The 14,013-nt window shown below is 57.8% G+C and carries 13 protein-coding genes; 8 read left to right on the forward strand and 5 right to left on the reverse strand.

Going from position 1 to position 14,013, the window contains the following annotated elements; translation table 11 throughout:
* Positions 1-63 precede the first annotated feature (63 nt).
* The 3 genes from Q0650_RS12135 (at position 64) to Q0650_RS12145 (ending at position 3,546) form a co-directional block, all read left to right on the forward strand.
* The gene (locus Q0650_RS12135) at positions 64-1,464 is read left to right on the forward strand and encodes a rhodanese-like domain-containing protein (RefSeq protein WP_298819316.1); all 1,401 of its coding nucleotides are present in this window, start codon (positions 64-66) and stop codon (positions 1,462-1,464) included.
* A 115-nt stretch (positions 1,465-1,579) separates the two neighbouring features.
* Entirely contained in the window at positions 1,580-2,275 is a 696-nt protein-coding gene (locus tag Q0650_RS12140) for a DUF1641 domain-containing protein (protein WP_298819318.1), read from the forward strand.
* A gap of 80 nt (positions 2,276-2,355) precedes the next feature.
* Entirely contained in the window at positions 2,356-3,546 is a 1,191-nt protein-coding gene (locus Q0650_RS12145; protein WP_298819319.1) for an FAD/NAD(P)-binding oxidoreductase, read from the forward strand.
* A gap of 112 nt (positions 3,547-3,658) precedes the next feature.
* On the opposite strand, the gene Q0650_RS12150 is transcribed toward Q0650_RS12145, so the two are convergent.
* The 3 genes from Q0650_RS12150 to Q0650_RS12160 form a co-directional block, all read right to left on the reverse strand.
* On the reverse strand, positions 3,659-5,077 hold the full coding sequence (locus Q0650_RS12150; RefSeq protein ID WP_298819321.1) for an FtsW/RodA/SpoVE family cell cycle protein: 1,419 nt from the start codon (positions 5,075-5,077) through the stop codon (positions 3,659-3,661).
* A gap of 75 nt (positions 5,078-5,152) precedes the next feature.
* Positions 5,153-6,388: a threonine ammonia-lyase gene (gene ilvA, locus Q0650_RS12155; protein ID WP_298819323.1), complete on the reverse strand. Its 1,236-nt coding sequence runs from the start codon at positions 6,386-6,388 to the stop codon at positions 5,153-5,155.
* 39 nt (positions 6,389-6,427) lie between these two features.
* Entirely contained in the window at positions 6,428-6,643 is a 216-nt protein-coding gene (locus Q0650_RS12160; RefSeq protein WP_298819325.1) for a hypothetical protein, read from the reverse strand.
* Between the two features lie 98 nt (positions 6,644-6,741).
* Between Q0650_RS12160 and Q0650_RS12165 the strand changes: the two genes are divergently transcribed.
* The 4 genes from Q0650_RS12165 to Q0650_RS12180 all read left to right on the forward strand — a co-directional run bounded on the left by Q0650_RS12165 (position 6,742) and on the right by Q0650_RS12180 (position 9,740).
* Complete coding sequence (locus Q0650_RS12165) at positions 6,742-7,050, forward strand: nucleotide pyrophosphohydrolase (protein ID WP_298819326.1); 309 nt, start codon at positions 6,742-6,744, stop codon at positions 7,048-7,050.
* A gap of 128 nt (positions 7,051-7,178) precedes the next feature.
* A complete protein-coding gene (gene aceA, locus Q0650_RS12170) occupies positions 7,179-8,453 on the forward strand; it encodes an isocitrate lyase (protein WP_298819327.1) in 1,275 nt (424 codons plus the stop codon).
* A 102-nt stretch (positions 8,454-8,555) separates the two neighbouring features.
* Complete coding sequence (locus Q0650_RS12175; RefSeq protein ID WP_298819330.1) at positions 8,556-9,125, forward strand: AAA family ATPase; 570 nt, start codon at positions 8,556-8,558, stop codon at positions 9,123-9,125.
* A gap of 27 nt (positions 9,126-9,152) precedes the next feature.
* Positions 9,153-9,740, forward strand: coding sequence for an acyltransferase (locus tag Q0650_RS12180; RefSeq protein WP_298819332.1), 588 nt, complete (start codon positions 9,153-9,155; stop codon positions 9,738-9,740).
* Positions 9,741-9,756: 16 nt separating this feature from the next.
* Here the strand turns inward: Q0650_RS12180 and Q0650_RS12185 are convergent, their stop codons facing one another.
* Together Q0650_RS12185 and Q0650_RS12190 are read right to left on the reverse strand one after the other, a co-directional pair.
* A complete protein-coding gene (locus tag Q0650_RS12185) occupies positions 9,757-11,055 on the reverse strand; it encodes a M14 family metallopeptidase (protein WP_298819334.1) in 1,299 nt (432 codons plus the stop codon).
* Positions 11,056-11,115: 60 nt separating this feature from the next.
* On the reverse strand, positions 11,116-12,450 hold the full coding sequence (locus Q0650_RS12190; RefSeq protein ID WP_298819337.1) for a DUF58 domain-containing protein: 1,335 nt from the start codon (positions 12,448-12,450) through the stop codon (positions 11,116-11,118).
* A 214-nt stretch (positions 12,451-12,664) separates the two neighbouring features.
* Here Q0650_RS12190 and murJ point away from each other — a divergent pair, with 214 nt between their 5' ends.
* Positions 12,665-13,966, forward strand: a complete 1,302-nt coding sequence (gene murJ, locus Q0650_RS12195) for a murein biosynthesis integral membrane protein MurJ (protein WP_298819339.1) — start codon at positions 12,665-12,667, stop codon at positions 13,964-13,966.
* Positions 13,967-14,013: the final 47 nt, after the last annotated feature.

Genomic DNA, 14,013 nt, shown 5'->3' on the forward strand with positions numbered 1-14,013 from the left:
CAACGCTGCACACGGGAAGTAGACCCTGACAGGCAATGAAAGCAGAAGAAGGGAATGTAAGCAATGTTGCTGAAGTACTTTTACGATGAGATGCTGGCGCAGGCATCCTATCTGATCGGTTGCGCCAAGACTGGCGAAGCGATGGTGATCGATCCGATGCGCGACGTTGAGCCGTATCTGCGCGTCGCCGCTAAAGAGAAGCTGCGAATTACCCACGTCACTGAGACGCACATCCACGCCGACTTTGTGAGTGGCGTGCGCGAGCTGGCCGCTCGCACTGGCGCGCAGATGTATCTGAGCGACATGGGTGATGAGAACTGGAAGTATGCGTATCCCGAGGTAGGCAAAGCGATCCTGGTCAAGGATGGCGACACCTGGATGGTGGGCAACATCAAGGTGCAGGTGATTGCAACCCCCGGTCACACCCCTGAACACATTGCTTTCATGATCACCGACACCGCTGGCGCCGACCAACCGATGGGCATTTTCACTGGCGACTTCCTTTTCGTTGGCGATGTTGGCCGGCCCGATTTGCTGGAGGAGGCGGCGGGCATTGCCGGAACTAAAGAGCCGGGCGCGCGCCGGCAGTTCCAGTCGGTGCAACGGATTAAGGCTCTGCCTGACTACCTGCAAGTCTGGCCAGCGCACGGCTCGGGTAGCGCTTGTGGCAAAGCATTGGGAGCGATTCCGTCGAGCACACTCGGATATGAGAAGCGCTTCAACCCTGCCTTTCAGTTCGATGATGAAGATGCGTTTGTGCGCTGGTTACTGCATGGGCAGCCAGAGCCGCCGCGCTATTTCGCCCGCATGAAGCATGTGAATAAGGTTGGGCCGGCGCTGCTGCATGATTTGCCCACTCCGGTAGAGATCGAGCGGCCTGTGCTTGATCAGGCGATGGCTGAAGGAGCATTGGTGTTCGACCTGCGTAGCGCCGCTGAGTTCGTCGCCGGACACGTGCCAGGAAGTATCAGCGTTCCCATCCGGGCGATGTACAGCACTTACGTTGGCTGGTTTGTCGATTACACAAAGCCAACCTATCTCGTCGTGCCGGATGATGCCGATCTGAATGAAATCCTCAAAGATTTGCGCGCGATCGGAGTCGATGATATTCCGGGTTACCTGCCGGCTTCGGCCCTGGGTAACAATCTGGCTCAGTTGCCGACGGCAACGGTGAAGGATCTAAGCGCTGCGCTGGTCAATCACTCGGCTGTCATTCTCGATATGCGCAACTTGACCGAGTATGAAGAGATCCATCTGCCGGGAGCGCTGCACATTCCGGTTGGCTACCTGCCACGCCGGCTCGATCAAATTCCGCGCGATACACCGATCATTGCCCACTGCGCCACCGGCTATCGCTCGCAGGTCGGCACGAGCGTGCTACGCCGCCTAGGTTTCACCAATGTCGCCACTCTGGTTGATCCACAGGGTACGTGGCGCGAACTGGTGTCGGCTGTCGCCGTTTAATTTCCGGTTTACTGCCCACACGGCAGGAGTGGCCATCACTGCCGTGTGGGCAATACGATAACCTGTGAGCAATGGTCTTGCCCGAACGGCCATCGGGCAACAGGTAGGAAGAGCCATGACATACACGCAAACCAATGATGGTATGCCCGCCGAGGTCCATTCACTCGATGCCGGTCACATTGCCAAGCTGCTGAACCAGATGATGGAGCGGATGGATCGACTTGAGCAGCACCTGATGAAGGTGAATACGCTGGCCGATGAAGCGCCAGCGCTCTTGGCCATGGCGACCGATACGGTCGATGGATTGTACCGCGATGCGGCCAACGCTGGCGTCGATATTGATGAGCGATTGAAAGTTGGCTTGCATGCGCTCGAGCGGCTGACCGATCCGGCAACGCTGCGCGCGCTGGCCGGGTTGAGTGAACAACTGGTCACGCTAGAGCAACTGGCCCGACAGGCACCCGGTTTTGCGGCCATGACAGTCGATATGATCGATGAGCTGTATGCAGCGATCAGTAAGCAAGGCGTCGATCTCGAAGGGACAGTTCGTCAGGGCCTGCTCGCGCTCCGCAATCTCTTGACGTTGATGCAGTCGGAAGAAGTGAAGGCGCTGATGAGTTCGGGTGTGCTCGACCCGAAGACGTTGCAGGTGATGGGAGCGGCAGCGCATGCGCTGGTCAGCGCCCAGCGCGAGCCGCGCCGGGCCGGGCCGATGTCACTGCTGGGCGCGCTCTTCAATCGCGATGTGCAGCGCTCGCTTGGATTTGCGCTCAATTTTGCCGAACGGTTCGGGCAGAAGTTGCCGGGATAATGCCAGGATTGGCAGTTGCTTGTTGCGGGCAATAGATCAGATTGCGGCTGATATGCCGCTACTAGAGAGGAAAAAGATCTATGGCTAAGAGCCACTATCAGGTTGTCATCGCCGGTGGCGGCACCGCAGGTTTGACCGTCGCCGCCCAGCTCATGGAACAGCCGAATCCGCCAGAGATTGCCCTGATTGAGCCTTCGACCGTCCACTATTATCAGCCTCTGTGGACGCTGGTTGGGGCGGGTGTCTTTCCACGCGAGCAGTCGGCTCGCCCGGAAGCCGATTACATCCCGCCGGGGGTAACCTGGCTGAAGGAGAAGGTGAAGGCGTTCGATCCCGACAACAACAGTCTGACCCTGAGCAATGGCGAGACGATTACCTACGACTTTCTGGTTGTAGCGCTCGGTATCCAGATCGACTGGGGCAAAATTAAAGGCTTGCCGGAAACGCTCGGTAGAAACGGCGTTTGCTCGAACTATTCTTACGATACGGTTGAATACACCTGGCAGAATATTCGCACTTTCCGCGGCGGCAATGCCGTCTTCACCCACCCCAGCACTCCAATCAAGTGTGGTGGCGCGCCGCAGAAGATCGTCTACCTGGCCGATGACTATTTCCGCCGGTCGGGTGTGCGCCAGCAGAGCCAGCTCAATTTCTATCACGCCGGCGCGGCGATCTTCGCGGTAAAGAAGTATGCCGATGCGCTCAACCGGGTCGTGGCGCGCAAGGGAATCAATGTTCACTTCCAGCATGACCTGATCGAAGTGCGTGGTGAAGCGCGTGAAGCGGTTTTCCTGAATCTTGCTACTCGCGAGACAGTGACAGTTAACTTCGATATGCTGCACGTTTCACCGCCGCAGAGCGCGCCGGATGTGATCAAGAGCAGCACGCTGGCCAATACTGGCGGCTGGGTGGATGTCGATCAGTACACGCTGCAACACAAGCGTTATCCGAACGTCTTTAGCCTCGGCGATTGCTCTAGCCTGCCGACTTCGAAGACGGGCGCAGCCATTCGCAAGCAGGCGCCGGTGGTGGTGGCCAACCTGATGGCGGCTATCGCTAAAGAGACGCTGCCGGCTACCTACGACGGCTACACGTCATGCCCGCTGGTGACCGGCTACGGCAGCCTGATCCTGGCCGAGTTTGACTACACCAATCAGCCCAAAGAGAGCTTCCCGTTTGATCAATCGCAGGAACGCTACAGCATGTACGCGCTGAAGGCGTATGGCCTGCCGGCCATGTACTGGAACGGAATGTTACGCGGGCGCATGTAATCGATTTCTTCCCGGGTCTCCTCCCTCCCCACGCCGCAGCTCCATGTTTGGGGCTGCGGCGATTGATATTGATGGGATTGCGGTCGAAGCCAACGCGCTATGCCGCCGGGCATTAATAACGCTGATCACTGACCGAGATACGCAAGAGCAGGCCAACGATCAGGAAATTGATCACGATTGAGGAACCTCCGTAAGAGACGAAGGGGAGGGTGATACCGGTGAGCGGAATCAGGCGAAGATTGCCACCCAGAATGATCAGTGATTGCACAGCAATGATCGATGTGAGGCCAACGCCTAGCAACTGCTCGAAACCGCGAAACCGGCCAGGGATCGCCAGAGACACGTGAAAACCGCGGAAGATCAGCAGCAGATAAGCGATCAACACCGCCAGCGTTCCGGCTAACCCCATCTCTTCGCCGATTGCCACGAAGATAAAATCGGTATGAACTGCCGGCACATATTCCGGCACCCCCCGACCTAAACCGGCCCCAAAGATACCACCTGAAGCCAGCGCGTAGATAGCCTGCACGATCTGGTAGCCTGATCCCTGAGCTGTTGCCCAGGGATCAAGCCAAACCGAAACCCGCAGCACCACGATAGGCAAAAAGCGGTAGAGCAGGTATGCGCCAGCGGCAAAGGCAGCAATGCCGACAAACACATACAGGCCGCGCCCGGTGGCGACGTAGAGCATTGACAGGAAGACGCCAAACAGTAAGAGCGCCGCGCCCAGATCGCGCTGGAAGACGATAGTGAGCATGGCGATACCCCACATTCCGACCAGGGGCACAAGATACGGCAGCGGCGGCAATTTGAGTGGGCCGAGCCGGTAATTCGATTGCACGACCTCGCGGTATTCATTTAAGTACGAGGCCATGAAGATGACCAGGATAATTTTGAGCAGTTCTGATGGTTGAAAATAGAACAGACCGAAGTTAAACCAGACTCGCACTCCGCTGGCGTTGGGATCGACGCCAAACACAAAGGTAGCCAGGATCAGCAGCAGACCGAGCGATAACCAGAGGTAGCGGTAATGATCGAGGACATCGATGAATGAGAGACGAAACAAGCGAATACAAATGCGGTCGAGCGGGGTAAAGAGGATGGCGGCCATCAGCGTTGTGCCCAGCGTCACCCATAATGTCTGTTTGGCGGCGATACCTTCGTAGCATGGAAACCGCTCGCCAGCAGCATTGCTGCAAAAGGCAATCTGGTTGAGACCCGGCTCGAGCCTTGCCGTCATCATCAGGCTCAGGCCGGCCAGTAGCGCAACCAGGGGCAGAATCAACTGATCGGCAGTGGGGCTACGCCACGAGAGACCGAGCGAGATGGCAACGAAGAGCAGGAGCGGCAAACTTGAGGGCCAGAGAATGCCGGCCAGCCCACTGAACGTAGTTTGCAACTCGCTCTGACCGGTCGCAACCACTACCAGCAGATAACCGGCAGCGAAAAAGAGCAATACCGTTACCAGTAACTGTAATTCAACTGCGCGCAGGCGGCGAAGCTGCGTAAAGGCTGCCCGGATCGTTGCCATAGTTGAGATCCCTGCCAGATGCGAAGGTACAACCATAATGGTTTATTGTGCATCTTCACATCGATGCGATGAAGCTTAAATCGGCCAGTTTGACTCGCGTTCGCAGTGAAATCCGGCCCGTTCGAGCGACTCGATAACTGCCTGCGCATGCTCTCCATCGCGCACTTCGAGGATCAGCTCCACTCCGGCGCGATCGATTGGCACCCGCCACATACCACGACGGTGGAAGAGATCCATCACACTGGCACCGGTGGCGGCGACGTGGTTGACCAGTGCTGCCAATCCGCCTGGCCGATCATCGACACTCGTGCGCAGGAGCAGGTAACGACCCTGACGCACCAGGGCAAACTCAATCACTCGCATCAACAGATTGGCGTCAATATTGCCGCCACACAGCACTGTTGCCGTCACCTGATGCGGATGTACCGACACCTTACCGCTGAGCAAGGCTGCTACGCCGGCAGCGCCAGCGCCTTCGACCACCAGCCGGCTATGTTGCAGCACGTGAGCAATCGCCATCACGATCTCTTCGTCTTCGACCGTGACCACCTCATCAACCAGAGACTGGATCATCGGCAAGGTCAGATCGCCAGGGCGCTTGACAGCAATACCATCGGCAATTGTATTTGCCGCAGGCACAGTCAATGGATGGCCAGCGGCCAGCGAGGCTGGCACCGGCGCGCAGCCAGCAGCCTGAACACCAACGATACGGGCATGGGGTAGCAAGGTCTTGACGGCCAGAGCAATTCCGCTGATCAGGCCGCCACCGCCAATCGGCACCACCAGTTGCTGGAGATCGGGCAACGCTTCAACCAGCTCAAGCCCAATTGTGCCCTGACCGGCGATAACCCGTGGATGATCGAACGCATGGACATAGGTCAGACCGCGCTCTTCCTTGAGAGCATGGGCACAGGCGACGGCATCGTCAAATGTCGCGCCGTGAAGGATGACTTCGGCGCCAAGACGACGGGTTGCCACCACCTTGGTGAGTGGGGCGCGTTCGGGCATAACGATGGTCGCCTTCACGCCGAGCAATTGAGCGGCCTGAGCGACTCCCTGGGCATGGTTGCCGGCTGATGGGGCAATCACACCGCGCGCCTGTTCTTCGGGGGTAAGATGAACTATTGTGTTGTAAGCGCCGCGAATCTTGAATGAACCGCTTTGTTGGGTATTCTCGGCTTTGTAGAAGATCGGCCCGCCCAATTCGGCGCTTAGCCGGGTAGCGGGCAATACCGGCGTTGGCAAAATGATGTTGCGCAGCGCGCGTCGCGCCGCCTGGATGTCGGCAAGTTCAATAGCAAATCGGCTCATGGAACGTCGTTGCTCCCTGATCTGAGGCCATCATTGGCCCTAATCCTCTCCCGCAATGATCTCCTGGGCATTCGCTGCGCGCGCCGCCAGCACGCGAAAGCGCATTGCCGTATCGCGATCGCGCGCCTGCTCGGCAGCGCGCATCAGCACGCCAAGCGCCAGTTGTAACCGACGCAGCTCTTCCCGATCGCCGACCAGTTGCAGTCGGGCAATCTCTTGCTCGCAATAGTGGGCAATCTGATCGATCGTGAGCATCACCATTCTCCTGCGATCTTAGCGTCTTGCCTTGCTGCCATTGTACCATTGTTACTCTACAATGAAACAAATCGATGACAGAGAAAGGAGCTACCTCAATGCCGATGAGCATTGCCGAATTGACTGCCGCGATTAATCAGTTTGTCACTGATAAAGGCTGGTATGCGCCCGACAGCATCTTCCCGCAAACACCGCGCAACATCGCGATTTCGGTGGCCGTAGAGGCAGCCGAGATTCTGGAACATTTCCAGTTTCACGACGAGCCACGCAACCGTGAGGCGCTGGCTGGTGAGCTGGCCGATGTGGCCAATTATCTGTTTCAACTGGCGTATCTGCTCGACATTGACCTTGAACAGGCCATTTTGACCAAGCTGGCAGAAAACTATGGCCGAACCTGGAATGAGTAACTGGTTGTTCGCACCCTCTTTCACAATCATGTAACTATCGCGTAACAACGAGTGTTATACTGCATTCTACCTGTTAAATTTGCCGACCGTGCTCGTCACGTTCAATGAGGAAACTGGAGAAACGCACTATGGATCGTGCCGCACACATCAAGCAGATTGCCGATAGCTGGAACTCCCCTCGTTTTGCCGGTATTGTGCGCCCCTACACCCCGGAAGATGTTTATCGCTTGCGTGGTTCGGTGCAGATTGAGTATACGCTGGCCCGGATGGGCGCTGAACGCTTGTGGAACCTGTTACACAGCGAGCCGTACATCAATGCGCTCGGCGCGTTGACCGGTAATCAGGCGATGCAGCAGGTCAAGGCCGGGTTGAAGGCGATCTACCTGAGCGGGTGGCAGGTTGCCGCAGACGCCAATCTTGCCGGGCAGATGTATCCCGATCAGAGTCTTTATCCGGCTAACTCCGGCCCGCAGCTCGCGCGCGCCATCAACAACGCGCTGCGGCGGGCCGATCAGATTTATCACAGCGAGGGACGCGACGACATTTACTGGTTTGCGCCAATTGTGGCCGACGCTGAAGCCGGTTTTGGCGGTCCACTCAACGTATTTGAGATCACGAAGGCGTATATCGAAGCCGGTGTGGCGGGAATCCACTTTGAGGACCAGCTCGCTTCAGAGAAGAAGTGTGGCCACATGGGTGGAAAGGTACTGATCCCAACCCAGGCTGCCATTCGCAACCTGGTTGCCGCCCGCCTGGCCGCCGATGTGATGGGAGTGCCGACGATTATCGTGGCGCGCACTGACGCCAATGCAGCTACCTTACTGACCAGCGATATCGATGAGCGCGACCGTCCCTTCTGCACTGGCGAGCGCACCAGCGAAGGCTTCTACCGGGTGCGGGCCGGACTCGATCAGGCCATCGCGCGCGGGCTGGCTTACGCTCCTTACGCCGATATGATCTGGTGTGAGACGAGTGAGCCGAACCTCGAAGAGGCGCGCCGTTTCGCCGAAGCAATTCACGCTCAGTTCCCCGGCAAGCTGCTCGCCTACAACTGCTCGCCGTCGTTTAACTGGAAGAAGAAACTCGACGATGCCACCATCGCCGCATTCCAGCGCGAACTGGGCGCAATGGGGTATAAGTTCCAATTCGTGACGCTGGCCGGCTTCCATACGCTCAACTACAGCATGTTCGATCTGGCATACAACTACCGCGAGCGTGGAATGGCTGCTTACAGCGAGCTGCAACAGGCTGAATTTGCAGCGGAAGCATACGGTTACACGGCAACCCGCCACCAGCGTGAAGTGGGTACCGGCTACTTCGATGAGGTGGCGCAGGTGATTGCCGGCGGTGAGAGCAGCACTACAGCGCTGACCGGCAGCACCGAGGAAGAGCAGTTCCACTAAACGCAATCGCTACGCCGGAAATAATAGCGACGGGCTGACGTATCCTGCAGCGGGTTTGATACGTCAGCCCGCCGTTGCTGTATCACGTGTATAATATCGGGTGTGCAGATCCCGGCATTAATTATCATCACCGGTTATCCAGCAACCGGCAAAACAACCCTCTCGCGAGCGCTGGCGGACAGCCTGCGCCTGCCGTTGTTAAGTAAAGATACGTTCAAAGAATTGATGTTCGACGGGTTGGGATGGTCAGATCGGGAATGGTCGCGGCGAATTGGTTCAACGGCCATTTCACTGCTGTACCATACTGCGGCAACCATTCTGTCCAGTGGCCAATCGTTGATTGTAGAGAGCAATTTTCGCGTCGATCTCGATACTCCGCGCATGCAACGATTGCAGGCCATAGCTCCGTTTCGGCCAATCCAGATCCGTTGCGTTGCCCAGGGTGAAGTGCTGGTAGAGCGAATTATCAGTCGGGTTGCGCTCGGCCAGCGCCATCCCGGTCATTGTGATGACATGGCGCCTGCCGATCTCGAAGTGGTTCGCACCCGCGGTGATATTGAGCCGCTGCCAATCGGGGGGCCACTGCTGACCGTCGATACGACAGTGCCTGCGCTGATCGACTCACACGCGATCCTGGAGTGGACACGGGCGCAACTACAGAGCATAGAGTAGCAACCCTACTGTTTAAGGAGTTTGGCAATGAGTCAGGCGATCATCCATCCCACCGCTACAGTTGATCCGCGGGCGCAAATTGGCGATGATACGCGCGTCTGGCACTGGACGCAGATCCGGGAAGAGGTGACCATTGGCCGTGAGTCGATTATCGGCAAGGGATGTTACTTCGATGCCGGGGTAACAATTGGCAGTCGAGTAAAGATCCAGAGCAATGTTTCGGTCTTCCGCGGCGTAACTATCGAAGATGGGGTCTTCGTCGGGCCACACGTCTGTTTCACCAATGACAAAACACCGCGCGCGATCAACCCGGATGGCACGCTGAAAGGGGCAGACGACTGGACGGTAACGCCAACACTGGTGCGCTACGGAGCCAGCATTGGCGCTAATGCAACGATTGTGTGCGGGATCACGATTGGGCGTTTTGCAATGGTAGCAGCCGGCGCAGTCGTGACGCGCAACGTGCCTGATTACGGTCTGGTAATGGGGAATCCGGCTCGCCTGATCGGCTATGTCTGCCCGTGTGGCGCGCGCCTGCCGGGTGGACCAACCCAAACGCCCGAGACGCGCACCTGCCCGGCGTGTGGTCAGACCACGCTAGTTGGTGACGCATAGCAAACCGGGAATGGCATTAGCGGATCGTGTGGGGAACCAGCGGCGCATTGAGTTGCGCGCGCGCAGTTTCCCAGTGACCGAGTGGAGCTAGCTCGATCTGATTGCTGTCCGGATCGAGCAAGAGCACAGCTCGCTCGAAGTATTGGGCAATCCGCCGGCTGCCATCGGCCAGACGAGTGAGAAACGGCGCGCTGAGCGGCTCGCTAAAAACCATTTGCGCGCCGCCCCGCTGCCAGTACTCAGCAAAAGGACCAGATGGCCAATCAACCGGCGTTCCCACGGCATCACCACCGCCATAAGCCAGCGCCGCTGCCGCTTCGGAGCCGAGCGCTGCCAGCCGAACGTAGTCAACGGTGTCGCGCCGGGTTTCATCGACGACGATGATTGCGCGACTGAAGGTTTGGCGGATACCGGTAGCGGAAACTTCGGCGGCGCCCAGCGGCAGACCAAAACGCGCTTCCGCGCCGAGCGCTCGCCAGAAGCGGTAGATAACTGCCGGAACCGGCGTGTCGTTGATCAATCCCGGCTCAGGCAATGGCAACAGCTCAGTGGCATTTGCCAGCACTGCGCGCAATCCGGCGAGATTCTCGGCAATTTCGGGCTGATCGCCAGTGACCAGTTCGGGCGTGATGGCGGCAATGCCCAACCCACCGGCCCAATCGTGCATTCCACCGGTGATAGTGTAACGATCCCAGAAACGGGCATACGTATAACCAGCGGCAGCGGCGTACACTTGCGCCATAGCGATCGAAGGGGCGTGTTCGCAACTGGCCGGGAAGACTACCCCGGCATTGGAATGGAGAAAGATTGCGCCAGCAGCGTCGAGCAGAAATGAGCGGAGCAAGCGGCTTTCAACCTGGGAGTCGGGATAGGGGCCGCCGGTGTCAGAGACAATACCGCGCGCGCCCTGGACCCGTTGCCGCCAGTCATTGTCTGGACATGCATCGTGGCTGGTATCCATATTCCGGTTGAGATCAACGCCGGCAGCGTCGAATCGCCAGCCCCGGGCCAGGCCGTCGGGGTTGAGCAGGGGAATGATGACGAGGCGCACATCGGTCGGTACCTCAGCGGGGTTGGAGCGGAAATGGTCTATCAGGGCCAGCGCCAGGCGATAGGTATTGGCTTCGGGAGCGCCATGGGTCGCGCCGACCACAACCAGTTTGCGCGGGCCATCGCCAAAAATGACCGCCTCGATCGGGCGACCTTCTGCCGAGCGACCGATCTCGACCTCGCGAACAGGTATCGGCTGCGTTGGCGATAACCTCAGTGGCCAGCCCGCCACAATCAGAAATGCCAGCAGGAACAGATATTTCATACCAACCATTGTATACGGAACGATCGACTACGCTTGCGGGTTCTTGCCTCTCAACAAGCGCTACAACCGTGCCTCTTCTTTCAGACGCAGATACGTATTCACCACCGACACCGTTAACGCTGTTGCCGGAACATCGAGGGTCAACGCGCCGCTACGCTGGATCTGATCGAGCAAGGCGCGCCGTTCATCGGCCAACTGTTCGGCAACCAGACGACGAAACAACTCGTGACTGTTACGCACCGGACGACCGGCTATGTTGGCGATATTTGGATCGCTAATCGTTACACATAGCGGCAGATGACGACGGGCTAAACGGCGCAGATGGGTGACAAGGGGCTGAACAGCAGCCGGATTGGCCAGATCGGTAAAGATGATGATCAACGTGCGCCGTTGCTGGCGCTGATCGAGATAGGCCAGCGCAGTGGCAATATCAGCTTCGACCGGTTGCGCCTGCACATTGTACAGCGTCTCAAGTAAGCGTTGAAACTGGCCTTTACCTTTGCGTGGAACAACGAAGTTCTCGACCTTGCCGGCAAACGTGAGCATGCCAACCTGATCGCCTTTGCCGAGCGCCACATAGCTCAGCATCAGAGCCGTGTTGACAACGTAATCGAGCCGGGTCAGACCGGCATCATCAGGTTGAAGCGGGTCAGCCACCGGCATTGCCATTAAACGACCAGCATCGATCACGCAGAGGATATGTTGACTACGTTCAGCCTCAATCTCAGCCACGATTGGCTTGCCACGACGGGCTGTCGCTTTCCAGTTGATCCGTCGGTATTCATCATCGGTGGTGTACTCGCGCAGGCGCTCAAATTCACCACCCTGACCCAACTGCCGGATCGAACGCAAGCCGATGGCGCGCAACTGGCCACGTCGTATCAGCAGATCGTATTTCCGCGCCTCAAGCAGGTTGGGATAGACCTGCACTGTCGCTGCCGCCGGAAAGCGAACCTGGCGTTGATGACAACCGAGCACACCAACGTAGCGCATCACCACATCACCAAACTGGTAGTCACCGCGCCGTCGTGGACGCGCGTGATAGTGGAAAGAACCAAGACTGAGGGGCGCAATTTCACCAGACAACACCTCAGTATCAACCGGCATCTCGACCGGATACTCATCGCGTAATGTAAATCGAAGTGGACGCGGCGAGGCGTTGGTGATCAGGAGCGTGATCAGATTTGACGCGCCAAGGGAGAGTCGCCGATCATGCACACGCTCGACCTCGATCTGATGAGGGCGTGGCGAGAGCAAAATATCGCTGACCAGCACCATGCCGACCAGCGCAATGTAGACCACAGCGATCCAGCTCAAGAACGGCGCAAGCGCAGCCCCGGCGATCAGCGGTGCCGCTAGCAGGAGCAAGAGTAACAGGCGAGGCGTTGGGAGCATGCAGGCACTCGATGTACAGGAGAGGGAAATCCCTGGCGAAACCAAAACGCTCTGAGATACCGGTTATTGCGCGCATCAATATCCATTATAATCGATGCATCAACCTGTAACGACAGACACTACCTCACATATGATCATTCAACGACTGCGGCAAACTCCGCTCCGGGCATGGCCCATCCTGTCACTTTCAACCACCGAAGGTTCCATCCTCTTCATGATCGCGTTTCTGGTCTCAGCGGCACTCGGCGTCGCGCGCCAAACCCTGTTCAACTATCGATTTGGCATCGGTGAAGAAGCGGCGGCACTCTACGCTGCATTCCGGTTATCGGAAACCATCAGCACCCTCATTGCCGGAGGCGCTTTGACCAATGCGCTGGTGCCGTATCTGCTCATAGCAGCCCGCCAGGGCGAGCGGGCAATCTCGCTCCTGGTCAGCAGATTTCTTTCCTTTATGCTGGTGGTGGCGATTCCGCTCACCATAGGCTTTGGGTTGAATGCAGCGCCACTCTTGCGCTGGATCATTGCGCCAGGACTTGACCCGGCAACGCAGGAACTGGCCGCGTTACTAACCCGGATTCTGGTGGCCGAAATTGTCGTGCTGGTTGTCGAAGGCATTCTCAGCGCGATCTTGATTGCGCGCGGTCAATTCCTCTTGCCGGCACTGGGGATTGCGTTGCGCAATTCGGTGATCATCACGGTCTTGCTGACACCCGCGCCAACGATTATTGATGCCGCGATCGGATCGCTCGGCGACTCAATCATTCAGCTTCTCATCCTGATACCCGGTCTCGTCCATCACCGTCTACAACTCCGACCGGCATGGAACCTGCGCGATCCCCTGATGCGCGGCACTCTGCGACTGGCCATACCGGGATCGATTTCGGCAACGATCAACTACAGCAACGCAATCGTTGATACGGCCATTGCCAGTTTGGGAGCGCAGGCGGCAGGGTTAGGCGCGCTCCACAATGCGTTGCTATTGGGATATTTACCGCAACGGTTGTGCGGAATCGCCATTGGTCAGGCAGCCTTCCCCTATCTGGCTGCCGCAGCGGTTGCCCGTGACCGGGATTTGTTTCGTCGCCGCTGGCTCGCGGCCACCGGCATCGGCGCAGCGCTGGCCGCTCTCAGCGGATTGGCATTGGCGATAGGTGGGCGCCGGCTGATTCAGTTGATCTTTGAACGCGGGGCTTTCGATAGTGTAGCCGGTGATCTGACATTTGCCATTCTGTTTATCTTTGTCATCGGCTTGCCGATCTACGTCACGGTGGAAATAACCGGACGGGCATTAATTGCGCTCGGCGATGCGCACACTCCTTTGCTGGCAAACATCGCGCAACTAATCACGCGGATCGGTGTTGCAATGTCCTTGTGGCAGATAGCCGGCGTGTTTGCCGTGCCAATCGCGATTGTGCTCAGCAGCTTCGTCGAGGCCGGCATTCTCAGCGGCGTCATCCTTGCGCGCTTGCGGCAGACACAGACGTGGCGCGCAGCGCACCACATGATCATCGATTGATAAATGCATACAATTATATATTGAATGTTTTCGTTATGTCTGGTAAA

Source organism: uncultured Chloroflexus sp. (assembly GCF_937129525.1).
GTDB lineage: Bacteria > Chloroflexota > Chloroflexia > Chloroflexales > Chloroflexaceae > Chloroflexus.